The sequence below is a fragment of the Nocardioides sp. YR527 genome (assembly GCF_900101045.1).
In the GTDB taxonomy this organism is placed as follows: Bacteria; Actinomycetota; Actinomycetes; order Propionibacteriales; family Nocardioidaceae; genus Nocardioides.
This window is the reverse complement of record NZ_FNFN01000012.1, coordinates 84757-106089: the sequence shown is the minus strand read 5'-3', so window position 1 is coordinate 106089 and position 21333 is coordinate 84757. Positions and strand designations below refer to the sequence as shown.

18 protein-coding genes and 1 pseudogene are annotated in these 21333 nt (G+C 69.8%); 11 read left to right on the top strand and 8 right to left on the bottom strand.

What is annotated here, in order from left to right:
- Nucleotides 1-832: 832 nt before the first annotated feature.
- Nucleotides 833-1846, bottom strand: a complete 1014-nt coding sequence (locus tag BLT25_RS27585; protein ID WP_091052729.1) for an LCP family protein — start codon at nucleotides 1844-1846, stop codon at nucleotides 833-835.
- A gap of 48 nt (nucleotides 1847-1894) precedes the next feature.
- The gene (pepN, locus tag BLT25_RS27580) at nucleotides 1895-4315 is read right to left on the bottom strand and encodes an aminopeptidase N (protein WP_091052741.1); all 2421 of its coding nucleotides are present in this window, start codon (nucleotides 4313-4315) and stop codon (nucleotides 1895-1897) included.
- 223 nt (nucleotides 4316-4538) lie between these two features.
- On the opposite strand from pepN, the gene BLT25_RS27575 reads away from it, so the two are divergent.
- Nucleotides 4539-5162, top strand: coding sequence for a 50S ribosomal protein L25/general stress protein Ctc (locus BLT25_RS27575; protein ID WP_091052727.1), 624 nt, complete (start codon nucleotides 4539-4541; stop codon nucleotides 5160-5162).
- Complete coding sequence (pth, locus tag BLT25_RS27570; RefSeq protein ID WP_091052726.1) at nucleotides 5159-5782, top strand: aminoacyl-tRNA hydrolase; 624 nt, start codon at nucleotides 5159-5161, stop codon at nucleotides 5780-5782. The genes BLT25_RS27575 and pth overlap by 4 nt, the downstream gene beginning before the upstream one ends.
- A 16-nt stretch (nucleotides 5783-5798) precedes the next feature.
- Here the strand turns inward: pth and BLT25_RS27565 are convergent, their stop codons facing one another.
- The gene (locus tag BLT25_RS27565) at nucleotides 5799-6410 is read right to left on the bottom strand and encodes a helix-turn-helix transcriptional regulator (RefSeq protein WP_143033889.1); all 612 of its coding nucleotides are present in this window, start codon (nucleotides 6408-6410) and stop codon (nucleotides 5799-5801) included.
- A 423-nt stretch (nucleotides 6411-6833) separates the two neighbouring features.
- On the opposite strand from BLT25_RS27565, the gene BLT25_RS27560 reads away from it, so the two are divergent.
- The 5 genes from BLT25_RS27560 to BLT25_RS27540 all read left to right on the top strand — a co-directional run bounded on the left by BLT25_RS27560 (nucleotide 6834) and on the right by BLT25_RS27540 (nucleotide 12953).
- Nucleotides 6834-7820: a sensor histidine kinase gene (locus tag BLT25_RS27560; RefSeq protein ID WP_091052722.1), complete on the top strand. Its 987-nt coding sequence runs from the start codon at nucleotides 6834-6836 to the stop codon at nucleotides 7818-7820.
- Complete coding sequence (locus BLT25_RS27555; RefSeq protein ID WP_091052720.1) at nucleotides 7801-8493, top strand: response regulator transcription factor; 693 nt, start codon at nucleotides 7801-7803, stop codon at nucleotides 8491-8493. Before BLT25_RS27560 ends, BLT25_RS27555 begins: the two co-directional genes overlap by 20 nt.
- Before the next feature lie 162 nt (nucleotides 8494-8655).
- Nucleotides 8656-9981 (top strand): exopolysaccharide biosynthesis polyprenyl glycosylphosphotransferase, encoded by a 1326-nt coding sequence (locus tag BLT25_RS27550; RefSeq protein WP_218131499.1) that lies wholly within the window; start codon nucleotides 8656-8658, stop codon nucleotides 9979-9981.
- An 82-nt stretch (nucleotides 9982-10063) separates the two neighbouring features.
- A complete protein-coding gene (locus BLT25_RS27545) occupies nucleotides 10064-12139 on the top strand; it encodes a protein kinase domain-containing protein (protein ID WP_091052717.1) in 2076 nt (691 codons plus the stop codon).
- A gap of 19 nt (nucleotides 12140-12158) precedes the next feature.
- On the top strand, nucleotides 12159-12953 hold the full coding sequence (locus BLT25_RS27540; RefSeq protein WP_091052739.1) for a 3'(2'),5'-bisphosphate nucleotidase CysQ: 795 nt from the start codon (nucleotides 12159-12161) through the stop codon (nucleotides 12951-12953).
- Nucleotides 12954-13592: 639 nt separating this feature from the next.
- On the opposite strand, the gene BLT25_RS27535 is transcribed toward BLT25_RS27540, so the two are convergent.
- Nucleotides 13593-14078, bottom strand: a complete 486-nt coding sequence (locus BLT25_RS27535) for an SRPBCC family protein (RefSeq protein WP_091052737.1) — start codon at nucleotides 14076-14078, stop codon at nucleotides 13593-13595.
- 44 nt (nucleotides 14079-14122) lie between these two features.
- On the opposite strand from BLT25_RS27535, the gene BLT25_RS27530 reads away from it, so the two are divergent.
- Both BLT25_RS27530 and BLT25_RS27525 read left to right on the top strand, forming a co-directional pair.
- Complete coding sequence (locus BLT25_RS27530; RefSeq protein ID WP_256328826.1) at nucleotides 14123-14863, top strand: dienelactone hydrolase family protein; 741 nt, start codon at nucleotides 14123-14125, stop codon at nucleotides 14861-14863.
- Nucleotides 14863-15360: a gluconokinase gene (locus BLT25_RS27525; RefSeq protein ID WP_091052713.1), complete on the top strand. Its 498-nt coding sequence runs from the start codon at nucleotides 14863-14865 to the stop codon at nucleotides 15358-15360. The genes BLT25_RS27530 and BLT25_RS27525 overlap by 1 nt, the downstream gene beginning before the upstream one ends.
- Nucleotides 15361-15530: 170 nt before the next feature.
- Here the strand turns inward: BLT25_RS27525 and BLT25_RS27520 are convergent, their stop codons facing one another.
- Nucleotides 15531-16430, bottom strand: coding sequence for a crotonase/enoyl-CoA hydratase family protein (locus BLT25_RS27520; RefSeq protein WP_091052712.1), 900 nt, complete (start codon nucleotides 16428-16430; stop codon nucleotides 15531-15533).
- 91 nt (nucleotides 16431-16521) lie between these two features.
- Between BLT25_RS27520 and BLT25_RS27515 the strand changes: the two genes are divergently transcribed.
- Nucleotides 16522-17655 carry a sensor histidine kinase gene (locus BLT25_RS27515; RefSeq protein WP_176884341.1) on the top strand — a complete coding sequence of 378 codons (1134 nt, stop codon included), beginning with the start codon at nucleotides 16522-16524 and terminating at the stop codon, nucleotides 17653-17655.
- Nucleotides 17652-18320: a response regulator gene (locus BLT25_RS27510; protein ID WP_091052709.1), complete on the top strand. Its 669-nt coding sequence runs from the start codon at nucleotides 17652-17654 to the stop codon at nucleotides 18318-18320. The genes BLT25_RS27515 and BLT25_RS27510 overlap by 4 nt, the downstream gene beginning before the upstream one ends.
- A gap of 12 nt (nucleotides 18321-18332) precedes the next feature.
- On the opposite strand, the gene BLT25_RS27505 is transcribed toward BLT25_RS27510, so the two are convergent.
- The 3 genes and pseudogenes from BLT25_RS27505 to BLT25_RS27495 form a co-directional block, all read right to left on the bottom strand.
- Nucleotides 18333-19121: an ABC transporter permease subunit gene (locus BLT25_RS27505; protein WP_091052707.1), complete on the bottom strand. Its 789-nt coding sequence runs from the start codon at nucleotides 19119-19121 to the stop codon at nucleotides 18333-18335.
- A 65-nt stretch (nucleotides 19122-19186) separates the two neighbouring features.
- Nucleotides 19187-19843 (bottom strand): annotated as a pseudogene (locus tag BLT25_RS27500) (ABC transporter ATP-binding protein); the annotation flags it as partial.
- Between the two features lie 99 nt (nucleotides 19844-19942).
- Nucleotides 19943-21289 (bottom strand): LCP family protein, encoded by a 1347-nt coding sequence (locus BLT25_RS27495; protein WP_091052704.1) that lies wholly within the window; start codon nucleotides 21287-21289, stop codon nucleotides 19943-19945.
- Nucleotides 21290-21333 lie beyond the last annotated feature (44 nt).

Sequence of the window (21333 nt, the reverse complement as noted above, 5' to 3'; positions counted from 1 at the left end):
ATGGTCTTGTTGTGCCCCAGCGACCACCGCCGCATCCACGACGCCAACTCCACCTATGAGCGGCTTCCGGATGGACGGATCCGGTTCACCCGACGCACCTGAACAGGCCACGCCCGAAACCCCACCGCCCCACCACCCGTGTTCTTCGCCGCCACGCGTCCATGGCTGCCGAGGCGATCAGTGCGCGCTCGTTCCCGCGACCCCGGTGGGGCTGACCGTCGTCGAACCACTGCAAGCCCTTGAACCCGGTGCGGATCACCGGCCCGCTGCTGATCGCACGACCGCACATGTGCTGGACGCGGGACCGTGCCTGCTGGGCGCGGGACCGTGCCCCCGGCGTGGTCGCGCACCACGTCTGGATGTGGCTTCCCCACCGCTGCTGATGATGTCCCACGCCACGAGAGGTTCCCCACGCTCCGGAGCAGGGGGAAGCGACATCTCAGTGGGGAACTGTCTGTACCCGTGGGGAACCCGGGCACCAAGCTGCACCCTCTGCCACTCGAACAGTCGCCACCGAGGCACCAGCAGCGGGCCGGCCACGGTCACTGCCGAGGCGACCGCCAAGGTGTCATCGTCTAGTAAAAGCCCCGAGACCCCGACCTCCCGCAGAGGGACATCGACGCCAATTCCCAAGCCCGTACCCAACCCAAGGGACTCCGCGCCAAACCCCGCCGCCGACCCGATAGCCAGCCAAAATTCTCGGGCTCGGCCGGTGTCAAGGACCGCGAAGCGGCCGGCGAAGCCGGCGGCCGCAGGCCGTCCTTTACTCCGGACGAGACCGAGAACACCATCCGTAACGGGTCGGCGGCCTCCGGTCACCAGCCACAGGCCCTCAGCTGACCGTCCGCCCCGTCAGAACATCCTGGTTCTGAGCAAGCCAAGCGTCCATCTCGTCCTCTCGCACAGCGCCCCACAGCTCCCGCCCCTTGCGCCGATCGAGATGGACGACACTCTGCTTCCCCTCGCGCCCCAGCCCAGCGACAGGAGCCGTGAAGAACGTCAGGTCCGAGGAAGGCATCCGGGCGAGATCGAGGGCCAGGCCACGGAGGTCACCGCCGGAGAAGCCGGAGTCGACGGTCAGGTGGCGGGTGATGATGTCGAGGAGGTCGTACGCCTTCTTGGGGTTCTTCGGGTCGACGCTCTGGCGCAGGCCGCGGAGGATGGAGCGGAGCACGTACTGCTGGCGCTTCACGCGGTCCAGGTCGCCGCCGGGGAGGCCGTAGCGCTGGCGCACGTAGAGGAGGGCTTCCTCGCCGGTGAGCAGGTGGGTGCCCTTGGTCCAGGTGCGGTCGCGCGCGGAGTCATGGACGGTCTCGGGGACGTAGACCTCGACGCCGCCGAGGAGGTCGCCGATCTCCTCGAAGCCGGCCCAGTCGACCCAGGCGACGTGGTCGATGCGTACGCCGGTGAGCTTCTCGACCGTCTGCACGCTGAGCGTCGGGCCACCCTGGGAGAAGGCGGCGTTGACCTTGGCCTTGCCGTGGCCCGGGATCCGTACCCAGGAGTCCCGTGGGATCGAGACGACCGAGGCCGAGCGGCGGTCCGCGCTGAGGTGGAGCAGCATCATCGTGTCGGCACGCTGCTCACCGGGCGTCCACGACGCGGTGGCCCCGCTGCCGGTGGTGGCCTCGCCGCCGGTGCGTCCGTCGGTGCCGAGGAGCAGGATGTTCAGGGCGCCCGCAGCCTCGCCGGCTGCCTCGGGACGCTCCTCGAGCCCGGCGAAGACGTCGACGGTCCGGACCTGGCGGTCGAGCCGGTGGGCGAGATACCAACCGGTGCCGGTCACGGCGCCGACGAGCACGACGAACGCGATCCCGACGCTGAGCCAGATGCGCTTCTTCTTCATGGCCGTCCTCAGTGGTGGGGGTCGAGGGCGGATAGAGGCTAGTCGTCGCTACTCGCGGTCGTCGAAGTGGTCCTCCCAGGAACGCCGCAGGATCGTCGGTACGTCACCGGCCAGGGCCGCACGCAGTGCATCGAGCTGCCCGCCGTCGAGAGCGATCCGAGGGAAGGCGCGCCCGACCTCGATCGCGAAGGCCTGGCCACGGATGGCCAGAGCCGGCGCCTCGGCGAGATAGGCGGTGACGTAGGGACGCAGCAGATGCGCCTGTTCGGCGATCCACATCCCCGATGCCAGCGCCCCGAAGCGACGGTTGTCGACGCCAGGGGCGAGCATCGCCTCCCAGGCGGCGTCCTTCGCGCTGGTCGAGGGACGGGCGGCGAGCGCCCGAAGCGCCCCGAGGTCTCCCTCGACGGTGCCGTCCAGGTCGCGCTCGGTCGCGATGAACCGCGCGTCGGCCTCGCCGAGCGAGGCGAGACGTACGATCGCCGCCCAGCGTGTGGTCGGCAGCAGCGGGATGCCGACGCCGACCTTGTCGGCGTCCAGCCAGCCGCGCAGCAGCCCGGCGTCCGCGCTGGTCGCGGCCAGGGCCCCTGCCCAGGCCAGGGCCCGCTGCTCGTCGTCAGCGGAAGCCGCCAGGCCCGCGGCGGACGCGGCGGCAACCCGCGCCACCGCTCCCGCTGCGCGCGAGGCCGGCACCCGTTGCGGGATCACCACGGACCGGGCCTCGGCGAGGACCCCCTCGATGATGTCCGCCCGGGTCTCCGCAGGAAGGTGGGCCTCGACCAGGTCGAGGTAGTCGTCGGCCGAGAGGTCGCGCGATCGCACTCGCAGGGCGGTGGCGGACCAGAGCACTGCACGTACGAGCGGGTCCTCGAGCCGGGAGAGCCCGCCGGAGAGCGCCTCCCACGAACCCGGGTCGAGGCGGAGCGCGGCGAAGGTCTCGCCGCCGGCGTTGGGGACCACGACGAGCCCGGCGAACTCCGGCAGCGGCAACGGTTCTGCACCCAGCTCGACCCGCTTGCGTCCCACGAGCCGCAGTGCGGAGTCGTAGCCGGCGACGGTGAACGCGTGCGGCCGGCTTCCCTCGCGCTCCAGGACCGGGACGTCCCCGTCGCGCCGTACCGACACGGTGTCGAACCCCGGGCGCCGCAGCCAGGCGTCCACCCAGCCGCGTACGTCCTTCGGCGAGCTCGCCGCGAGCGACTCGACGAAGTCGGCCAGCGTCGCGTTGGCGAACCGGAAGCGGGTCAGGTGTCGGTTGACCCCGGCCATGAACTCCTCGTCACCGAGCCAGAAGGCGAGCTGCACCAGACAGGCCCCGCCCTTGGCGTAGGAGATGCCGTCGAAGATGGTGGCGGCGGTGTCCACGTCGGGCACGTCCACGGCCAGCGGAGCGACGGGATGGGTCGAGCGCCGCGCGTCGGAGCGGTAGCCCCACGGCTTGCTCCCGATCTCCACCTCGACCCGCAGGTCCGAGAAGCCGGCGCCCGCCTCCGCGACCCGGTAGCCCATGTAGTCCGCGAACGACTCCTGCAGCCAGGTGTCCTCCCACCAGGTCATCGTCATCGAGTCGCCGAACCACATGTGCGACATCTCGTGGGCGATGATCACCGCGCGGATGGCCCGCTGGGTGTCGGTGATCGCGCCGCGCGGCAGCAGCTCGTCGCGGTAGGTCACGCAGCCCGGCATCTCCTGCGCGCCCCAGTTGAGCCCGGGCACGAAGACCTGGTCGTAGGAGTCGAACGGATAGGGCTCGTCGATGAGGTCGGCATAGTGAGCGAAGCACGCTTCCGACGTACGCCGCAGCTCGTCCGCGTCGCGGTCCAGCTCGGCCGCCAGCGACCGCCGGGCATGCCAGCCGAACTCGAGGCTCTCCCCGGAGTCGAGCGCAGCCGTCCAGCGCACCGAGTGCCACGGCCCGGCGGCGACGACCAGCAGGGCCGGCGGGATCGGGGGAGTGGTGGCGAAGACCCAGCGGCCCGCGTCGTGCGAGACGACGGCACCGTTGGCGAGGACCGTGTCGGCCGGATCGGCGGTGACCGCGACGGCGAACGGCGCCTTGAGATCGTTCTGGTCGAAGCACGCGTAGACCTTCGCGGCGTTGTCCATGCCCAGGTAGGCGGACACATAACGCGACCCGTCGACGGGGTCGGTGAACGTGTGCATCCCGTCGCCGTCGGTAGTACAGGGCAGCGTCGCGGTCACCTCCACCTCGTTGAAGGCGCCGGTCGAGAGCCCGGTCAGGACCACCCGCTCACCGTCGTACGCGGCCTCGACCGCCTCCCCGTTGACGACCAGCGACACAGCGAGCGCGCCCTTCAGATCCAGGAACGTCTCGGCGACCGTGGATCGAAACCGGACCCGGGTGCGACTCCGGAAGGTCTCGGGGCCGGTGAGGTCGAGATCGAGGGAGTAGGAGACGGAGCTGAGCACGCCGGCCCGTGTGCGGGCCTCGTCGAGTGTGAGGGACACGACCTCCAACGTACGTCCTCGCAGGTCAGCACGCGCGCGCATTTCGCGGTGAGCGTGACCCGGGGATAGTCTGTGGCAGTTGCCTCGGCGAGGGAGCGCCTCGCGCTCCGTGATCGACAAGGTGGACGTCTCTTCTCAGAGACGCCGTGCCTTCGTCGCACGGCCTTCGTTGGACCAGCCGGGCGCCATTGACGTCAGCACCACTCATCGAGGAGTTCAACGCATGTCCAGCGAGAAGATCGTAGCCGAGAAGCGCACCGAGTTCGGCAAGGGTGCCGCTCGTCGCATCCGCCGTGAGAACAAGATCCCGGCGGTCGTCTACGGCCACGGCGCCGACCCGATCCACCTGACCCTGCCGGGCCACGACACCATGATGGCGCTCAAGAACCACGGTGCGAACGCTCTCCTCGAGCTCGACATCGACGGCAAGACCCAGCTCGCCCTGACCAAGCAGGTCCAGGTCGACGACGTCCGCCGCGTCATCGAGCACGTCGACTTCGTCGCGGTCAAGGCCGGCGAGAAGGTCACCGTCGACGTCACCGTCCACGTCACCGGCGACGCCGTCTCCGGCAGCCTGGTCGTCACCGACGCCAACACCCTGACCGTCGAGGCCGAGGCCACCCACGTGCCGGAGAGCATCGAGGTCAGCATCGAGGGCCTCGAGATCGGCACCCAGATCCTGGCCGGCTCCGTCGCGCTGCCGAAGGGCACCACCCTGGTCAGCGACCCGGAGACCCTGGTCGTCAACATCACCGAGGCCAAGACCATCGAGGAGCCCGTCGCCGACGAGGCCGCCGAGGGCGAGGCCGCTGAGGCCACCGAGGCTGAGGCCGCCGACGCCGAGTGACTTCTGACTCGGTGAGCGACGGCGTCTGGCTGGTCGTCGGCCTGGGCAACCCCGGGCCGACGTACGCCGGACACCGTCACAACATCGGCTATCTCGTCACCGACGAGCTGGCCAACCGGCTGGGCAGCAAGTGGCGCGCCCACAAGTCCGGCCGTGCTGACGTCGTGGAAGGGCGGCTCCCGGGTGCCAGAAATGGACACAGCCCGGGGGTGCCCGGCCCACGCGTCGTGCTCGCCCGCTCCCGGACCTACATGAACGAGTCCGGCGGGCCGGTCAATGCGCTTGCGACCTTCTACAAGGTCCAGCCCGACCATGTCATCGCCATCCACGACGAGCTCGACATCGCCTTCGACACGATGCGGGTCAAGCTGGGCGGTGGCGACAACGGCCACAACGGCCTCAAGTCGATGCGCTCCTCCCTGGGCACCGGCGACTTCCACCGGGTGCGCGTCGGCATCGGCCGCCCGCCCGGTCGCCAGGAGGTGCACGACTTCGTGCTCTCCAACTTCTCCAGCACCGAGCGCAAGGTGCTGCCGTTCGTGGTCGACACCGCCGCCGACGCGATCGAGACGCTGATCAACGAGGGTCTGGAGAAGACCCAGCAACGGTTCAACTCCTAGGGGCGACTCTCCGGGGTCAGCTCCGAGGCGGCCGCAGATACCGGTCGTACGCGGCGACCGCCGCCAGCTGGGAACCGACCTCGAACTTCCGCAGGATCGACTTCACCTGCGTCCGTACCGTCGTCTGCGCCACCCCGAAGCGCGACGCGATCTCGGCGACGGTGGCCCCGTCGTAGAGCAGCTCGAGCACCTCGTGCTCGCGCACCGTCAGCGAGCGGACGAGGCGGTGCATGCGCTCGCGTCCTTCCCGCATGAGATGCCACTGCGCGACCAGCCCCTCGGCCTCTCCCGGGGTGTGCCCACGTCGTCCCTCCGCCGCGTCGCGCAGCGCGTCCTCGATCGTGTCCGAGTGGGTGTCGGCGGAGAGCACCGCGACCGCACCGGCCTCGAGCAGGGCACCCCAGAGCCCCCCGCGCGGGGCGGAGGTCAGCACGACCCCGGGCAGGCGTACGCCGCGGACCAGGTCACACACCTCACCGAGATGGGTCCAGCCATCGAGGTCGGTGACCACCAGCCAGGCCGAGGGATTTCCGACGAGCAGCTCGTCGGGATCCGCGGAGGTGGGGGCCGTCGCGGTCACGGTGATGCCGTGCTCGTCGAGCGCAACCGTCACGGCATCAAGGGTCATCGTCTCGTCCGCTGAGACTGCGACCCTGAGTCGTACGGTCGAGGCTGCCATGTCTGCTGTGCCGTTCGGTCGTCTCCGGCCCCGCGAGATCTCCCTGGGGGTATGGCTATTGTGGGTGAACCCAGGCGGAGATCGGGAACCTGTTCTACAGTGCCCCAAGTTTGGGGATGACCTGGGACAACGCTTCCCGCAATGTAGTTTGTGGACGACCTCGAAATTCTATGACTCCTCAATTCTCGGTATTGGCCCGGAATGCGGTCACGTGGCGATACGGTGCTGATTACGTTGCCTTGTAAAGGTTTCGGTCACAACATTCAAATTGGGACGGCCCGACAAGCTCGGGCTGGGGGAGCAGGGCCTGGACACGGCCCTATTCGGGACTCATACCTCACTGGCCGACCCGTCCTGGGGAGCAGTATGTCTATGTCCATTTTCCAGCGGATCAACTCGGGTTGGTTAACCACCGCCTACGCAACCACCACCGCAGTCCTGATCGGCGTCCAGAGCTTTCTGATCGCCGTCCTTCAGGGCCCTTGGGTCTCCTTCCATCCCGGCGGAGCACTCCTCTGGGTCCTCCTCACGGTCATCGTCGTCAGCACCTCGCTCGGGGCCGCCGCAGCTCTTCTGTTCGGTGCTGTGCGCATCTACCGGCGCGTGTGCGCGGCGGAGGCGAAGGCAGCCGACGAGATCTACCACGACCTGCTCAGCGCGCGTGAGACGCAGCGTCTCCACCGGGCCCGGATGCACGAGGTGACCTCGACGCTCGCCGGTGTTCGCTCGGCCAGCGAGCTGCTGTGCAACTCCGAGACGCTCGACCCGGAGCGTCGCGTCGCGATGATGGCCATGATGGGCAGCGAGCTCAGGCGCCTGGAGCGCCTGGTCCGTGCCCAGCGAGGCGGCGCGGACACGATGCCCGTCGACACCGGAGTGATCGACGTCGACGCGGTGGTCCACAACCTCGCCCTGGCCCACGAGGCTGGGGGCACCACGGTGGTCCACGAGCCGAGCAACGCGCTCGCGGTCGGCAGCTCGGACGCGGCCGCACGGATCATCAACATTCTTCTCGACAACGCGGCCAAGCACGGTTCCGGCGCTGTCGACGTCACCGTCCGGCACGAGCCTGGCGAGTCCCGTCAGATGGTCGTGATCGAGGTCTCCGACGACGGCCCCGGGGTCGCCCCCGAGGTGCGCGACCGGCTCTTCGAGTGGGGCGTCCGCGGGCCGGACTCGGCCGGTCAAGGCATCGGACTCAATGAAGCCCACACCGTCGCCGAGCGGATGGGCGGCTCGCTCCGCCTCGCCGCCATGGAACGTACAACCTTCGTGGTCACCCTTCCCAGCGCCGTGATCCCGCGCGCCACGATCGAAGCACAGCAGGAAGGCGTCTCCGATGACGTTGTCGCCGCGTAGCCAGTATCGAGTCGTCATCGTCGAGGACCACGTCCTCTTCGCCGAGTCGCTCGAGCTCGCCGTCTCGATGGAGGGGTACGACGTACGTCGCATCCCGATGCCCAGCGAGCCCGTCTCCACCGCCACCATGGTCTCCGTCGTGCTCCGCAACAAGCCGAAGGTCGTGCTCCTCGACCTCGACCTGGGCCGCTACGGCGACGGCGTACGCCTCATCGAGCCGCTGGCCAAGGCCGGCGTCGACGTGGTCGTGGTGACCGGTGCGATCGAGGAGGCCCGCTGGGGCCAGGCGCTGCGCAACGGCGCCCGCACGGTGCTGTCCAAGTCCCGCCCGCTCGGCGAGATCCTCGGCACCGTCAGACGGCTCTACCAGGGCGCCTGCGTCCTGGCGGTGAGCGATCGCGAGCGGCTGATCCGGGTCTGGTTCGAGCGCCAGCACGAGGTCTCCGAGCTGAGCCGCCGCATCGAGCTGCTCACCAAGCGCGAGTCGCAGGTCCTCGGCCACCTGATGCTCGGCCGCACCGTCCACGAGATCGCCGTCATCGGCGTCGTGTCGGAGGCGACCGTGCGCACCCAGGTGAAGTCCATCCTCGCCAAGCTCCAGGTCACCTCCCAGATCGCCGCCGTCGGCCTTGCCCACCGCCTCGGCTGGCGCTCCCCGCAGTCATTGGAGTGAACCCACTGGTCTGGACCAGTGGGTTCCGGTTCCCTCATTTGGTCTAACCGGACCCCCATCGGCCCCCAACGACCGCTTTCTTACCGCATTGTTCTGGCATGAAGTAAGCGTTCGGGCGCCCAGCAGCTTTGGGGGAGATGGATGACGATAGAGCTGGCGTCGGTGGAGACAGTAGTCCCGCTCGACATCAACCGACGGAGGGTGTCCGCCAAGGCACCCTCCCTTCGGTTGCAGGCCTCGATGGTCGACGGTCTCGCGCTGATGATCCTCGCGCCGCTGATCGTGGGACAGGAGATCGTCCACGCACTGGTGTGGGGTCTGCTCTGGGGGCTGGCCACCAGGATCACCGCGCCGAAGATCCTGCCCGGCGCCGAGCGCCTGCGGGCGACCGTCTCCGGGGTCTTCAAGGCGTTCATGGCGATGAGCATGGCGACCTGGCTGCTGGGTGCGGTGGTCGAGCTGCCGCAGGCGCAGCTGGTCGTGCAGACGATCCTCGGGCTGGTCACCGCGCTCGCGTTCCGCGTGGTGGGCTACATCTTCAGCTCCCGGCCGCGCACCCCGTTGCGGGTCGTGGTGGTCGAGGCCGCCCATGACCACGGAGCGATCCCGGAGTGGACCCACCGGCTCAGCGGCGGACTGATGGAGGCCGCGGCGGTCTGCCGTGCCGACGGGCTCTCCGGCGCGATCGCCTCGGTCGGGCCCGACGCGGTGCTGGTCGTCCCCGGGCCCGACCTGGCCGGCCGCGAGATCCAGCGACTGGCCTGGACGAGTGAGTCCTTCGGTCTTCCCCTGCTGGTCAGCACCCGGATGCAGGACGTGACCCCGCAGCGTACGTCCTCGATGCGGCTGGGCTCGATGAGCCTCCTCTACGTCGACGAGGCGCTGCGGGCGCGGCTGACCCGGGTGGCGAAGTACGTGTGGGAGTGGCTGGCCGCGGCGGCCGCCGTCGCCGTGCTCGTCCCGGTCTTCGCCGTGATGGCGGTCGTGATCAAGCTCGACTCCCCGGGCCCGGTCTTCTTCCGGCAGGTGCGCGTCGGCCGCAACGGCAAGCAGTTCCGGATCTGGAAGTTCCGCACCATGGTCGTCGACGCCGAGTCGCTGCTGCGCACGCTCGACCACCGTCCCGGCCAGGTCCTCTTCAAGCTCCGCGCGGACCCGCGGGTGACCCGGGTCGGGCGAGTGCTGCGGAAGTACTCCATCGACGAGCTGCCGCAGCTGTTCAACATCGTGCTGGGCCAGATGTCGCTGGTCGGGCCCCGGCCGGGGCTGCCGAGCGAGGTGGCGATGTACGATCGGGACTCGCATCGCCGACTCGCGGTTGCTCCCGGTCTGACCGGGCTGTGGCAGGTCTCGGGGCGATCGGACCTCTCCTGGGAGGACACGGTTCGCCTGGACCTGGACTATGTGGACAACTGGACGCTGCTACGCGACTTCGGAATCGTCGTTCGTACGGTCAAAGCTGTTGTGCGTGGCTCTGGCGCCTACTAGTGAGTGTCGCCTAAACTCCCAGGCCGTTGTGTGAGCAACCTGACACGTACGAACAACTGGATCCTCGACGGGAACGTCCCCCATGCAAACCTCCCCCCACCCCATGATTGCCGGCCGATATGAGCTGCACCGCCTGATCGGGCGAGGCGGCATGGGCGAGGTATGGCAGGCCATGGACCTCACCCTGCAGCGCTGGGTCGCGGTCAAGGTCGTGCGGACGTCGGCCGACCCGACGATGATCGAGCGGTTCCGGCGCGAGTCGCTCTCCACAGCGGCGGCCAGCCACTCCGGTACCGTGCAGATCCACGACGCCGGGATCGAACGCACCGCCAACGGGCCGATGGCCTTCCTCGTCATGGAGCTCCTGACCGGCCCCGACCTCGGCGAACGCCTGCGCTCGCACGGCCCGCTGATCGCCCGCGAGGCCGGTGAGGTCATCGTCCAGGCCGCGCGTACGCTCGACGCGGTCCACGCCCAGGGGATCGTCCACCGCGACATCAAGCCGTCCAACCTCGTCTACGACAGCGACCGCAGGATCAGGATCGTCGACTTCGGGATCGCCCAGCTCGCCCGCCTGGGCGACCAGCGGCTGACCTCCACCCACGACGTGGTCGGCAGCCTCGGCTACCTCTCGCCCGAGCGTGGCTCGGGAGGCGAGGTCGGTCCGCCGAGCGACATCTACTCGCTGGGCTGCGTCTTCTTCGAGATGCTCACCGGTCGCACCCCCTACTCCGGCGGCGCGCCGGCGACGGTGGTCTACCAGCACGCCACCGCACCCATCCCGCGGGTCAGCGGGGCGGTCCAGGTGCCGAAGATCATCGACGACCTGGTCGCGATGATGATGGCCAAGGACCCCGGGCAGCGGCCGAGCGCGCACGACGTCGTCGCGGTGCTCACCGGCTCGGGCCCGCTGCCGGTCTTCGACATGCAGGTGCCCCGGCAGCGTCCGATGCACGCGTCGGGTCCGATCAGCACCTCCGGTGCCTACGAGGCTTTCGGCGGGAGCGGCTCGTTCCCCGCAGCCGGGTCGACCGGGTCCACCGGCGCCACCGGCTCGTCCGGGGCGTTCGCGAAGATCGGGGCGAGCGGGTCGTTCCAGACCGGTGGTTCCCGGGTGGCGAAGCGCTCCGGCGCCAATCGGCCGTTGAGCATCCTGCTGGCGGTGGCCCTGGTCGGTGTCGCGGTCGGCGGTCTGGCGACGTTCGCCTCCTTCCGGAGCGCCTCGGAGACCGGCCGGGCGGCCGCGCTCAGCGAGGCACTCCCCGAGACCATCGAGCTCGCCGTCGACGTGATCTTCGAACGGGACGCGCTGCAGCCCGTCGCGCAGGCGCCGGTCAACGTACGCTCCACCTACCTGCACACGACCGACCTCGCGGTCGAGGAGTGGCGGACGGCCGCGGCCGAGATCGACGTCGACGGTGATCCCGAGCTGCGGAGGCTCCACCACGACATCACCGAGGTGCTCGACGACTTCGAGCTCTACCGGGTCGAGATGCAGGAAGGCGACCGGGCGAGCCAGGACGCCGCTCGCGAGGTCTACACCGCGCTGGCCAGCAACCTGCTGATGCTCGCGGCGCAGGTGCCGGAGCTGGAGGACGGCCAGACCGGCGACCAGGTCCGCAACCTCAGCAGGCTGACCGGGGCGGCGGAGGCGTTCAGCATCGAGCGGGAGCTGATGGTCGTCGCGCTGTCCGAGAACGAGATCGGTACGAAGTCGGTCAAGGACCTCACCGACGCGGAGGCCGCCTGGGTGAAGTCGTCCTCGGCGTTCTACTCGGGCGCGTCGCCCGAGCTGCAGGCCGAGCTCGATCGGGTCTCCGACGGCACCTTCGAGAAGGGCTCGGGCGCGATGATGGTGCAGCGTACGGTCCGTGATGTCGCCGCCAAGGGCAGTATCCAAGGCGTCGCCACGGAGCTGAGGGCGGCGTCGAAGGGCGAGCCGATCGTCCGCACCTGGTCCGACGGCGCCGTCGAATACATCCAGAGCCTTCTCCAGGTGATCCTGAAGTCGGCCGAGACGATGGCCAACGACGTCACCGGCGAGGACGAGCGTGCCAAGACCGGGCTGATCCTGCGCGCCGTGCTGACCGGAGTGGTGCTGGTCGTCGCGATCGGACTCGGGCTGGGCCTTTATCGGACGCGGCGGTCGGCTGGATAGAGTGCCGCGGGTGACCTTCATGCCTGGTGTGCCTGCGCCCGAGATCCTCGCCTCCGACCACCTGCTGGCCGCCTGGCTCGCCGAGACCGCCGGCCGGCGGCTGCTCGAGGTGCGTGCCACCTCCGGCCTGGAGGGCAAGGAGCTCAAGGATGCCGGTGACCTGGCTGCCCACGAGCTGCTGATGGAGCTCGTCGCCGAGTACCGCCCGCAGGACGCCGTCCTCTCCGAGGAGGGCAAGGATTCCAAGGAGCGGCTCACCAAGGACCGGGTGTGGATCATCGATCCGCTCGACGGGACCCGCGAGTTCTCCGAACCGCCGCGCGACGACTGGGCCGTGCACGTGGCTCTGTGGGCCTCCTCCAACGGCGGGGAGCTCATCGCCGGCGCGGTCGCGCAGCCGGCGCTCGCCGACGCGTCCGTGCAGAGCACCTTCCACACCGGTGCCGCTCCGGTCGTGCCGCCGTCGACCTCGCCCCGTCCCCGGATCGCCGTCTCCCGCAGCCGCCCGCCGGCGTTCGTCGAGGCGCTGGCCGAGGAGATCGGCGCCGAGCTGGTGCCGATGGGATCGGCCGGGGTGAAGATGATGTCGGTCGTGCGCGACATCTCCGACGCGTACGTCCATGCGGGTGGGCAGTACGAGTGGGACTCCGCCGCGCCTGTGGCCGTCGCCGCCGCTGCCGGGCTGTTCACGTCCCGCATCGACGGCTCGCCGCTGCACTACAACCAGGACGACGTGTATCTGCCTGATGTCATCGTTTGTCGGCCTGAGCTGTCGGAGCAGATCCTGTCGTTCATCAAGCGGCATGGGGTGTGAGGTTTGGCCGTTTCGCTGACCGCGAGGGTTTCCTCATTGGGTGGGGTGGGCCGCCGACCCTCTCTTTGAGGGTCTTCTCGACCTGCCCCGGAGTCAAGGACGGCCTTCGGCCGCCGGCTTCGCCGGCCGCTTCGCGGTCCTTGACACCGGACCACGTCGAGAAAGATTTTGGCTGGCTATCGGGGCGGCGGCCCGGGTGTGGCCGCGGGGAACCGCTCCGGGCGAAGGGAAGGCTTCCGCGGGCGAAGGAAAATTCGTTCGCCCCACCGAGCAGGGACTCCTCCAGCGGAAAGAAAATTCCTTCCGCCAGCAGAGCCCACCCTCGGCGGAGACGACTCACGCGGCGAACGAAAATTCGTTCGCCAACCGCCCACTCGCCCACACCGGCGAAGCGTTCAGTCGATTCCCAGGCCCCTACCCAACCTAAATTCTCCGCACCAAACCCCTGCCGCCGACCCGATAGCCAGCCAAAATTCTCAGCGACGGCCGGTGTCAAGGATCGCCGAAGGCGACCGGCGAAGCCGGCGGCCGCAGGCCGTCCTTTACTCCGGACGCCGCCGAGAACACCCTCCCCGAAAGGGTCGGCGGCAAACCCCAACCACAAAACACCCCGACCCGCCGGCGTGCAAAAGCAAAGACTCAAGAGCCGAGCAACAGCTCCTCGAGCGACTCCAAGCTCTGCCGCGCATACCCCTTCCACATCCACCCGAAGACAGGCATCGCGAACGACGCCGCCTGGGACGTGGGCGTGACGTCCCAGGACCAGGTGACCCGGGTGCCGGTGCCGGCGGGGGCGAAGGACCAGCGGCCGGCGACGTGGCCGACCAGGAGCTTGAGAGGGCCGGAGAGCGGCGTGATCTCGTAGGAGAACGACGAGGGAGCCTCGATCGCGGTCAGGGTCTCGCGCATCGTCGCGCCGTCGGCGAGGACGATCGTGCGGGTCTCGCCGGCGGTGTCCCACTCGCCGGCCTGGTCGCGGACCTCGGCGATCGGGCCGATCGCGGCGTACCGGCGACCGAAGATCTGCGGCAGCGGTGCCGGGAGGACGCGGGCGAGGGCGGTCTCGTACGCGACCGGGATGGCTCGGGAGGATTCGAGGTGCAGTGCCTCTGGGTTCTGGGTCATGGGGTCGAGCATGGCATCAAAGTGCTGCGGGTAGCGTGAAGGACGTGGTCGAGCAGATCGAGATCGAGACACCGGACGGCACCGCCGAGGCCTATCTGGCCCGGCCCGAGAGCACGCCGAAGGGTGGTGTGCTCGTCTACATGGACGCGATCGGCCTCCGGCCGCGGCTGGCCGAGATGATCGAGCGGGTCGCCTCCTGGGGCTACGTCGCGCTGGCCCCCAACACGTTCTACCGCGACGGCACCGTGGCGGAGCTGGCGCCGACCGGCGATCTTCGCGAGCCCGCGGCCAGGGACGCGTTCTTCGCCGGCGGCGCCATGAACCGCGTGCGCGGCCTCACCGTGGACCGGCTGGCGATCGACATCCCGGCGTATGTCGAAGCCCTCAAGACGTACGTCACCGGCCCGCTCGCAACCCACGGCTACTGCATGGGCGCGCGGCTGGCGGTGCGGACCGCGGGGCGGTTCCCCGACGAGTTCGTCGCCGTCGCCGGGTTCCACGGCGGCGGGCTGGTCACCGCGGAGGAGGCCTCGCCGCACACCTGCATCGCCGGGACGAGGGCGGAGTACTACTTCGGCCACGCCGACCACGACCGCTCCATGACTCCGGAGAACGTCGCCGACCTCAGCAGGGCCCTCGACGACGCCGGGGTGATCTACACCAACCTCATCTACCCTGACGCCCCGCACGGCTACTCGATGGCGGACACCTCCTCCTACCAGGAGGCGGGGACGCATCGGCACTTCACCGATCTCGAGGCGCTCTACGCCCGTACGATGGCGTGATGGCGAAACCGGTGCTGGTCGTGATGGGCGTCTCGGGCTCAGGGAAATCGACCATCGGGGCGGCGATCGCGGGGCGGTTACGGGTGCCGTTCGAGGATGCCGACGATCTGCATCCGCAGGCGAACATCGAGAAGATGACCGCTGGGATCGCGCTCGACGATGACGACCGCTACCCCTGGCTCGAGGCGGTCGGAGAGTGGCTGGCCCGGCACGCCGAGCGCGGCGGCGTGATGAGCTGCTCGGCGCTGAAGCGGAAGTACCGGGACCAGCTCCGCCGGCACCATGCCGAGGTGACCTTCCTCCACCTGGAGGGCACCCGCGAGGTGATCGCGAGGCGCCAGGCGAGCCGACCCGGCCACTTCATGCCGGCCACGCTCCTGGAGAGCCAGTTCAAGACGCTCGAGCCGCTCGAGTCTGACGAGGCCGGGATGGTCATCGACGTGAACCAGCCGGTCGACGCGATCGTCGAGGAGTACGCAGGCCGGATCGGCGCCTAGGCCGGCGTCTCGGTCAGGTGCCGAGATGCGGCCGACACGCGCCCATCTCGGGTTGGGCACTGCGTGCCGGCCGCGGCCACACCCGGGTGAGGGACCAGCGGGCGGGCCCACCTTCGACCGTAACCCAGGATGCGGCCCAACAACAGGGGGTCAACGACTATCGCTGCAGGTCAGCCCGTAAAAATCTCTCCGTGGAACACGTCCGGGACCTCGGACGCCTTCGAGGTGAACTCGGGGGCCCGCTTCTCCAGGAACGCGGCGACTCCCTCCTTGCCGTCGCCGATCGAGGCATAGAACATCGCCAGCGAGTCGGACAGGTGGGCCTCGAGCGGGTGGCGTGCGGAGGCGTTGCGGGTGATGAGCTGGCGGACGAGCGCGGTGCCGACCGGCGACCGGTTCTGAGTGAACCTCCGGGCCAGCTCGAAGGCGGCGGGCAGCAGCTCGTCGGGCAGGTGGATGCTGCGGACCAGGCCGCCGTCGAGGGCCTGATCGGGGTCGAGGATCTCCGCGGTGTAGAGCCACTCCAGGGCCCGCGGGACGCCGACGACGCGCGGCAGGAAGTAGGACGAGCAGGCCTCGGGGACGATGCCGAGCTTGCCGAAGACGAAGCCGATCTTCGCCTTCGAAGAAGCCAGCCGCGCGTCCATCGCGCACAGCATCGTGGCGCCGATGCCGACCGCCGGGCCGTTGATCGCGGCGATCACGGGCTTGGGGAGTGCGTGGATCGCGAGGGTGACCTTGCCGCCCGTGTCGCGTACGCCCTCGGCGTACTCGGGGTGGTTGGCCGGGTCGGCGAGGTGCTCGGCGAGCCTCTCGGGTGTCGGGTGCAGCGACTCGTCCAGGCCGAACACGTTCCCGGAGGCGGAGAGGTCCATCCCGGCGCAGAACGCCCGCCCGGCGCCGGTCACGACGACCGCGCGGACCTCGTCGGCCATCGCGTCGGTGGTGAACACCTCCTCCAGCTCGCGTGCCATCGTCACCGTGAACGAGTTGAGCGCGTCGGGTCGGTTGAGGGTCAGGAGCGCGATGCCGTCGCCGTCCACGTCGAAGGTCAGGGTCTCGTAAGCCATGGGTCACAGTCTGCACCGGTGGTCGAGCTTGTCGAGACCCCCTGCCGAAAGACAGTACTTCTCGAGAATGTCGCCGACTACCGTGGTGCGCGTGAGTCTGCTGCGCCGGCCTCGGCCTCTCGAGTCGATCCTGTCGGGCCTTCTGGTCGTGGCGGTCACCGCCGAGCACCTCTACATGAGCGACGCCGGCCACCCGCAGTGGTCGGGCTGGTCGGCGCTGCTGGGAGTCCTCGGGGTCACCGTCGCGATGTGGGTCCGGCAGAGGCACCCTGCCGTCGCGGTGGCACTCGTGTGCGCGCTGGTCGGCGGCACGGTGGTGGCCAACGACGGGTGGATCCTGGTCAGCTACGTCGCGTTCGCGGCGCTGACGAGTTTCCTCGTCGGCAGATGGGCCGACCAGGTGTGGCCCTCGGCGGTCGTGACGGGCGTGGGCGTGGTGACGCTGACGGTGCTGGACGCCGTCGTCAACGGCGGCGGCGTGCAGGTCGCGATGGCAGGTAACATGATCATCTTCATGGCGCTGCCGTGGCTCAGCGGCCGCTACCTGCGCCAGGTCGCCCGCAACCATTCGACCGAGATCGAGCAGGCCCAGCTCACCGAGCGCGCCCGGATCGCCCAGGAGATGCACGACTCGCTGGGCCACGAGCTTAGCCTGATCGCGCTGCGCGCCGGTGCGCTCGAGGTGGCACCGGGGCTCACCGAGGCCCACCAGCAGGCGGCCGGAGACATCCGCGCGGCCGCCGCCGGGGCCACCGAGCGGCTCGGCGAGATCGTCGGCGTCCTCCGCCCCGCCACCGAACAGGCGCCGCTGGCCCCCGCCCCGGCCGGGATCGATGGCCTGGTCGAGCGCGCGCGTGAGTCGGGGATGGACGTACGCCTGGTGGGCTCGATCGACGACGGCGACGGGGTGCGGGACGTCGCCGCCCACCGCATCGTCCAGGAGGCGCTCACCAACGCCGCCCGGCACGCTCCAGGGTCGTCGGTGACGGTCTCGGTGGAGCGGGAACCAGAAGGCGTACGTCTCTCGGTGAGCAACGGCCGCGCGACCCTTCCGCCACGAGCCGGGACCACGACCGGGCTGGGCCTGGCCGGGCTCGAGGAGGCGGCGCGCGCCGCCGGGGGCACGCTGCGCCACGGCCCGACGACGGGCGGAGGCTTCGAGGTGGTCGCCGATCTGCCCGCGCGCAGCGACCGATACAACGACCGACGAGAGGTGACCACGTGATCCGGGTGCTGCTGGCCGATGACGAGGCGATGGTGCGGGCCGGCGTACGCGCGATCCTGGAGACCGACGAGACGATCGAGGTGGTCGCCGAGGCCGCCGACGGGCGAGAGGCGGTCGAGGCGGCCCAGCGCCACCGGCCCGACGTCGCGCTGCTCGACGTCAGGATGCCGCGGATGGACGGTCTGGCGGCGGGGGCGGAGATCGCCCGGACCGCTCCGGAGACCGCGCGGGTCATGCTGACCACCTTCTCCGAGGACGCCTACATCGCCCGGGCCCTCGGCGACGGGGCGAGCGGGTTCCTGCTGAAGTCCGGCGATCCCCGCGAGCTGCTCGCGGGCGTGCACGCGGTCGCCGACGGCGCCGCCTTCCTCTCCCCACGGGTCGCCCAGCGCGTGATCGCCGAGCTCGGCGTCGGGGCCGGTGACCGGATGTCGCGGGCCGCGGACGCGCGGGCCAAGGTCGCCGCTCTCACCGACCGCGAGCGCGACGTGATGGCGCTGGTCGCCGCCGGGCTCTCCAACGCCGAGATCGGTCGCCGTCTCCACCTCGTGGAGGGGACCGTGAAGGCCTATCTGAGCAGCGCCTTCGGTCGTCTCGGCGTACGCAACCGGGTGCAGGCAGCGGTCCTCGCCCACGAGGCTGGGCTCGTGAGCGAGGACCGCTAGGAGGCGCAGGTCTCAGGCGTCGCGCCGGCGGAACACCAGATGGCCCGCCAGCAGCGTGGCCACGGACCAGGCGGCGACGAGCCCGAGCCCGCCGTTGCGCCCGTAGGGGAGTCCGTCGGAGAGCCCGAACAGGGTCGCGATCCCGATGCCGAGGTATTCCGTGCCCGCCGTCCCCGGGAGGTAGTAGGACACGTCGGTCATCAGGTCCATCCCGCTCATCATCAGCACCATCGGCAGCAGGAAGAGCAGCAGGAACGCCACGACCAGCGCCCCGGCAGTGCTGCGCAGGCCGACCGCGAGCCCGATGGCCAGCGCGACGACCACGCCCAGGTAGACGCTGATCCTGCCGGCCACCGCGGCCACCGAGGAGACGTCGAAGACCCCGTAGTCACCCGCCGTCAGGTAGCCGAGCCCGGCGCCCAGGACCGCGAGGAACGCCCCCGAGACCAGCGCGACGACCTCCACGACGAGCAGCTTCGCGACCAGCACCCGGCCGCGCCGGGGCTCGCACTGCAGCGTCGTACGCATGCTGCCGGAGGCGTACTCCGAGGTCACCGTCAGCAGTGCCAGCGCGATCAGTGCGAACTGGGTGAACAGCAGCCCAGCGGTGGCGACCTCTTCGACGTGGAGCAGTTGGTCGGCGTGGGACAGGTTCGGGTTGGGCTCGGCGGCGTCGAAGCCCAGCGGGACCGAGTACAGCGCCATCAGCGCGGCCGCGCCGATCAGGCACCACCAGGTCGAGCGCACCGACCAGAGCTTGGTCCACTCGGACGAGATCGCTGCCAGGAACGGGCTCGGCATCAGGCCACCTCCCCGGCATACTCGACCGAGCCGGCGGTCAGGCGGAAGTACGCCTCCTCCAACGAGGAGTGCCCGGCGACGAACGATCTCAGCGGGGCGTCCGCGAGCAGCCGCCCGCGTCCCAGCACGACCAGATGGTCGGCGGTCTGCTGCATCTCGCTCATCAGATGGCTGGAGACGAGGACCGTACGCCCCTCCGCGGCGAGCGACCTCAGCAGCTTCCGGATCCACACCACCCCGTCGGGATCGAGCCCGTTGACCGGCTCGTCGAAGAGCATCACCCGCGGGTCGCCGAGCAGCACGCCCGCGATCCCGAGCCGCTGGCTCATCCCGAGCGAGAGGCTGCCCGCCCGCCGCCGGGCGACCCCGGTGAGACCGACCCGCTCGAGCACCTCGTCGACCCGGGCCACCGGGATCGAGTTGCTCCGCGCCATCGCCACCAGATGCGTACGCACCCGGCGACCGGGGTGCACCGCCTTGGCGTCCAGCAGCGCACCGACCTCGCGCAGGGGACGCCGCAGCGAGACGTACGGACGACCGTCGATGGTGGCGGTCCCCGACGTCGGCCGGTCCAGGCCGAGGATCATCCGCATGGTCGTGGACTTCCCGGCGCCGTTGGGGCCGAGGAAGCCGGTGACCCGGCCCGGTTCTATCCGCAGGGTGAGATCGTCGACCGCGGTGGTCGCGCCGTATCTCTTGGTCAGGTGCTCCAGATTGATCATGCCTCGAACCTAGGGACGTACGCGGCCGGGCACAGTGGACGAAAAGCAGCCGTCCCTACCGACGAAGGTCAGTAGGGACGGCCGTGGCTGCTCCGAGGATCAGCCGGTGACGCTCTTCGGCAGCCCGGTCGGCGTGCAGAGGTCGGCCGGGATGTCGTCGACCGTGTCCTCCTTGATGTGACCGAACATCGTCAGCGCGCGTTCCCGGTCCCACTGGGTGCTCATGCCCACGATCGGGACACCGCAGGTCATCGCGGAGCCGCCGGCGAGAGCCTTGAAGGCCCAGGCGAACTTCGCGCCGCCGATGACACTCATGCCCTTGCCGACCTTGAGGCCCTCGGCGCCCTTGCCCATCTCGGCGAGCTTGAACGGGTTGAGCACCGTGGCCGGGTTGGTCATCTTCTTCCCGATGCCGGAGATGACCTCGGTCTGGTTGACGCCTCGCGCCAGGTCTCCGGTGCTCTCCACGTGACGGGAGCGTGCGTAGGCCAGAGCGGTCGCGCCGTCGGCCTCCTGGCAACCCTTCTCGATGTCCAGACCGGCGAGCGGGTCCTTCATGTTCTGCTTCGGGCAGATCTCGACGCCGCCGACGCCGTCGACCAGCCGGGCGAGACCACCCATGCCGATCTCGACGTAGCCGTCGATGCGTACGCCGGTGTTCTGCTCGATCGTCTGGGTCAGCAGCTCAGGACCGCCGTAGGCGAACGCGGCGTTGATCTTGGTGTTGCCGTGGCCGGGGATGTCCACCGGGGAGTCCCGCGGGATGGTGACCACGATGGTCTTGCCGGCACCGGTGTGCAGCAGCTTGATCGTGTCGGTCCGGCTCCCGGCCGCATCGCCGGTGTGCAGCTTCTTCTTCTCCTCGGCGGTCAGCCCCTCGCGGGAGTCGCTGGCGACGATGAGGTACGTCGTGCCGGGCTGGTCCGCGGGCCGCTCACCCGCGGTCGGCTCGTAGGGGACCTTGTCGACCTTGTTCCAGGCACTGATGCCGATCCAGGCCACCGCGCCGACCAGGATCAGGATCGGGATCATCACGATCGCGACGAACTTGCGGAACGGGTGGCGCTTCTTGGGCCTGGGCTGGCGGCCCCCGCGACCGCCGCCGTAGCCGTCGCCCGGACCCCCATAGCCGCCGTTGCCACCGTTGCCGCCGTACTCGCTCGGCTGGCTCCAGTCCTGGTTGTAGCCCTGGTCGTAACCCTGGTTCCCATACCCGCCCTGTTGGCCAGGGGTCGGCGCGATCTGCCCCGGCTGGGGCAGCGGCCGGTCATAGCCGCCGCGCGGCGGCGCCGGGGGCGGCGAGCCGCCCGGCGGGCGCCGTACGGTGGGCATGACGTTCGTGGGCTCGGGCCCCGAAGGCTGAGCAGGCTGGCCGTTGCCGTACGCCCAGCCGTACTGCTGCGACCGGGGATCGTTGGGGCTGCCAGGGTTGCGGGGGTTTGGCATGCGCTCAAACGTACCGTGCCAGGCCGCTAAAGTTAGTCGGCGCG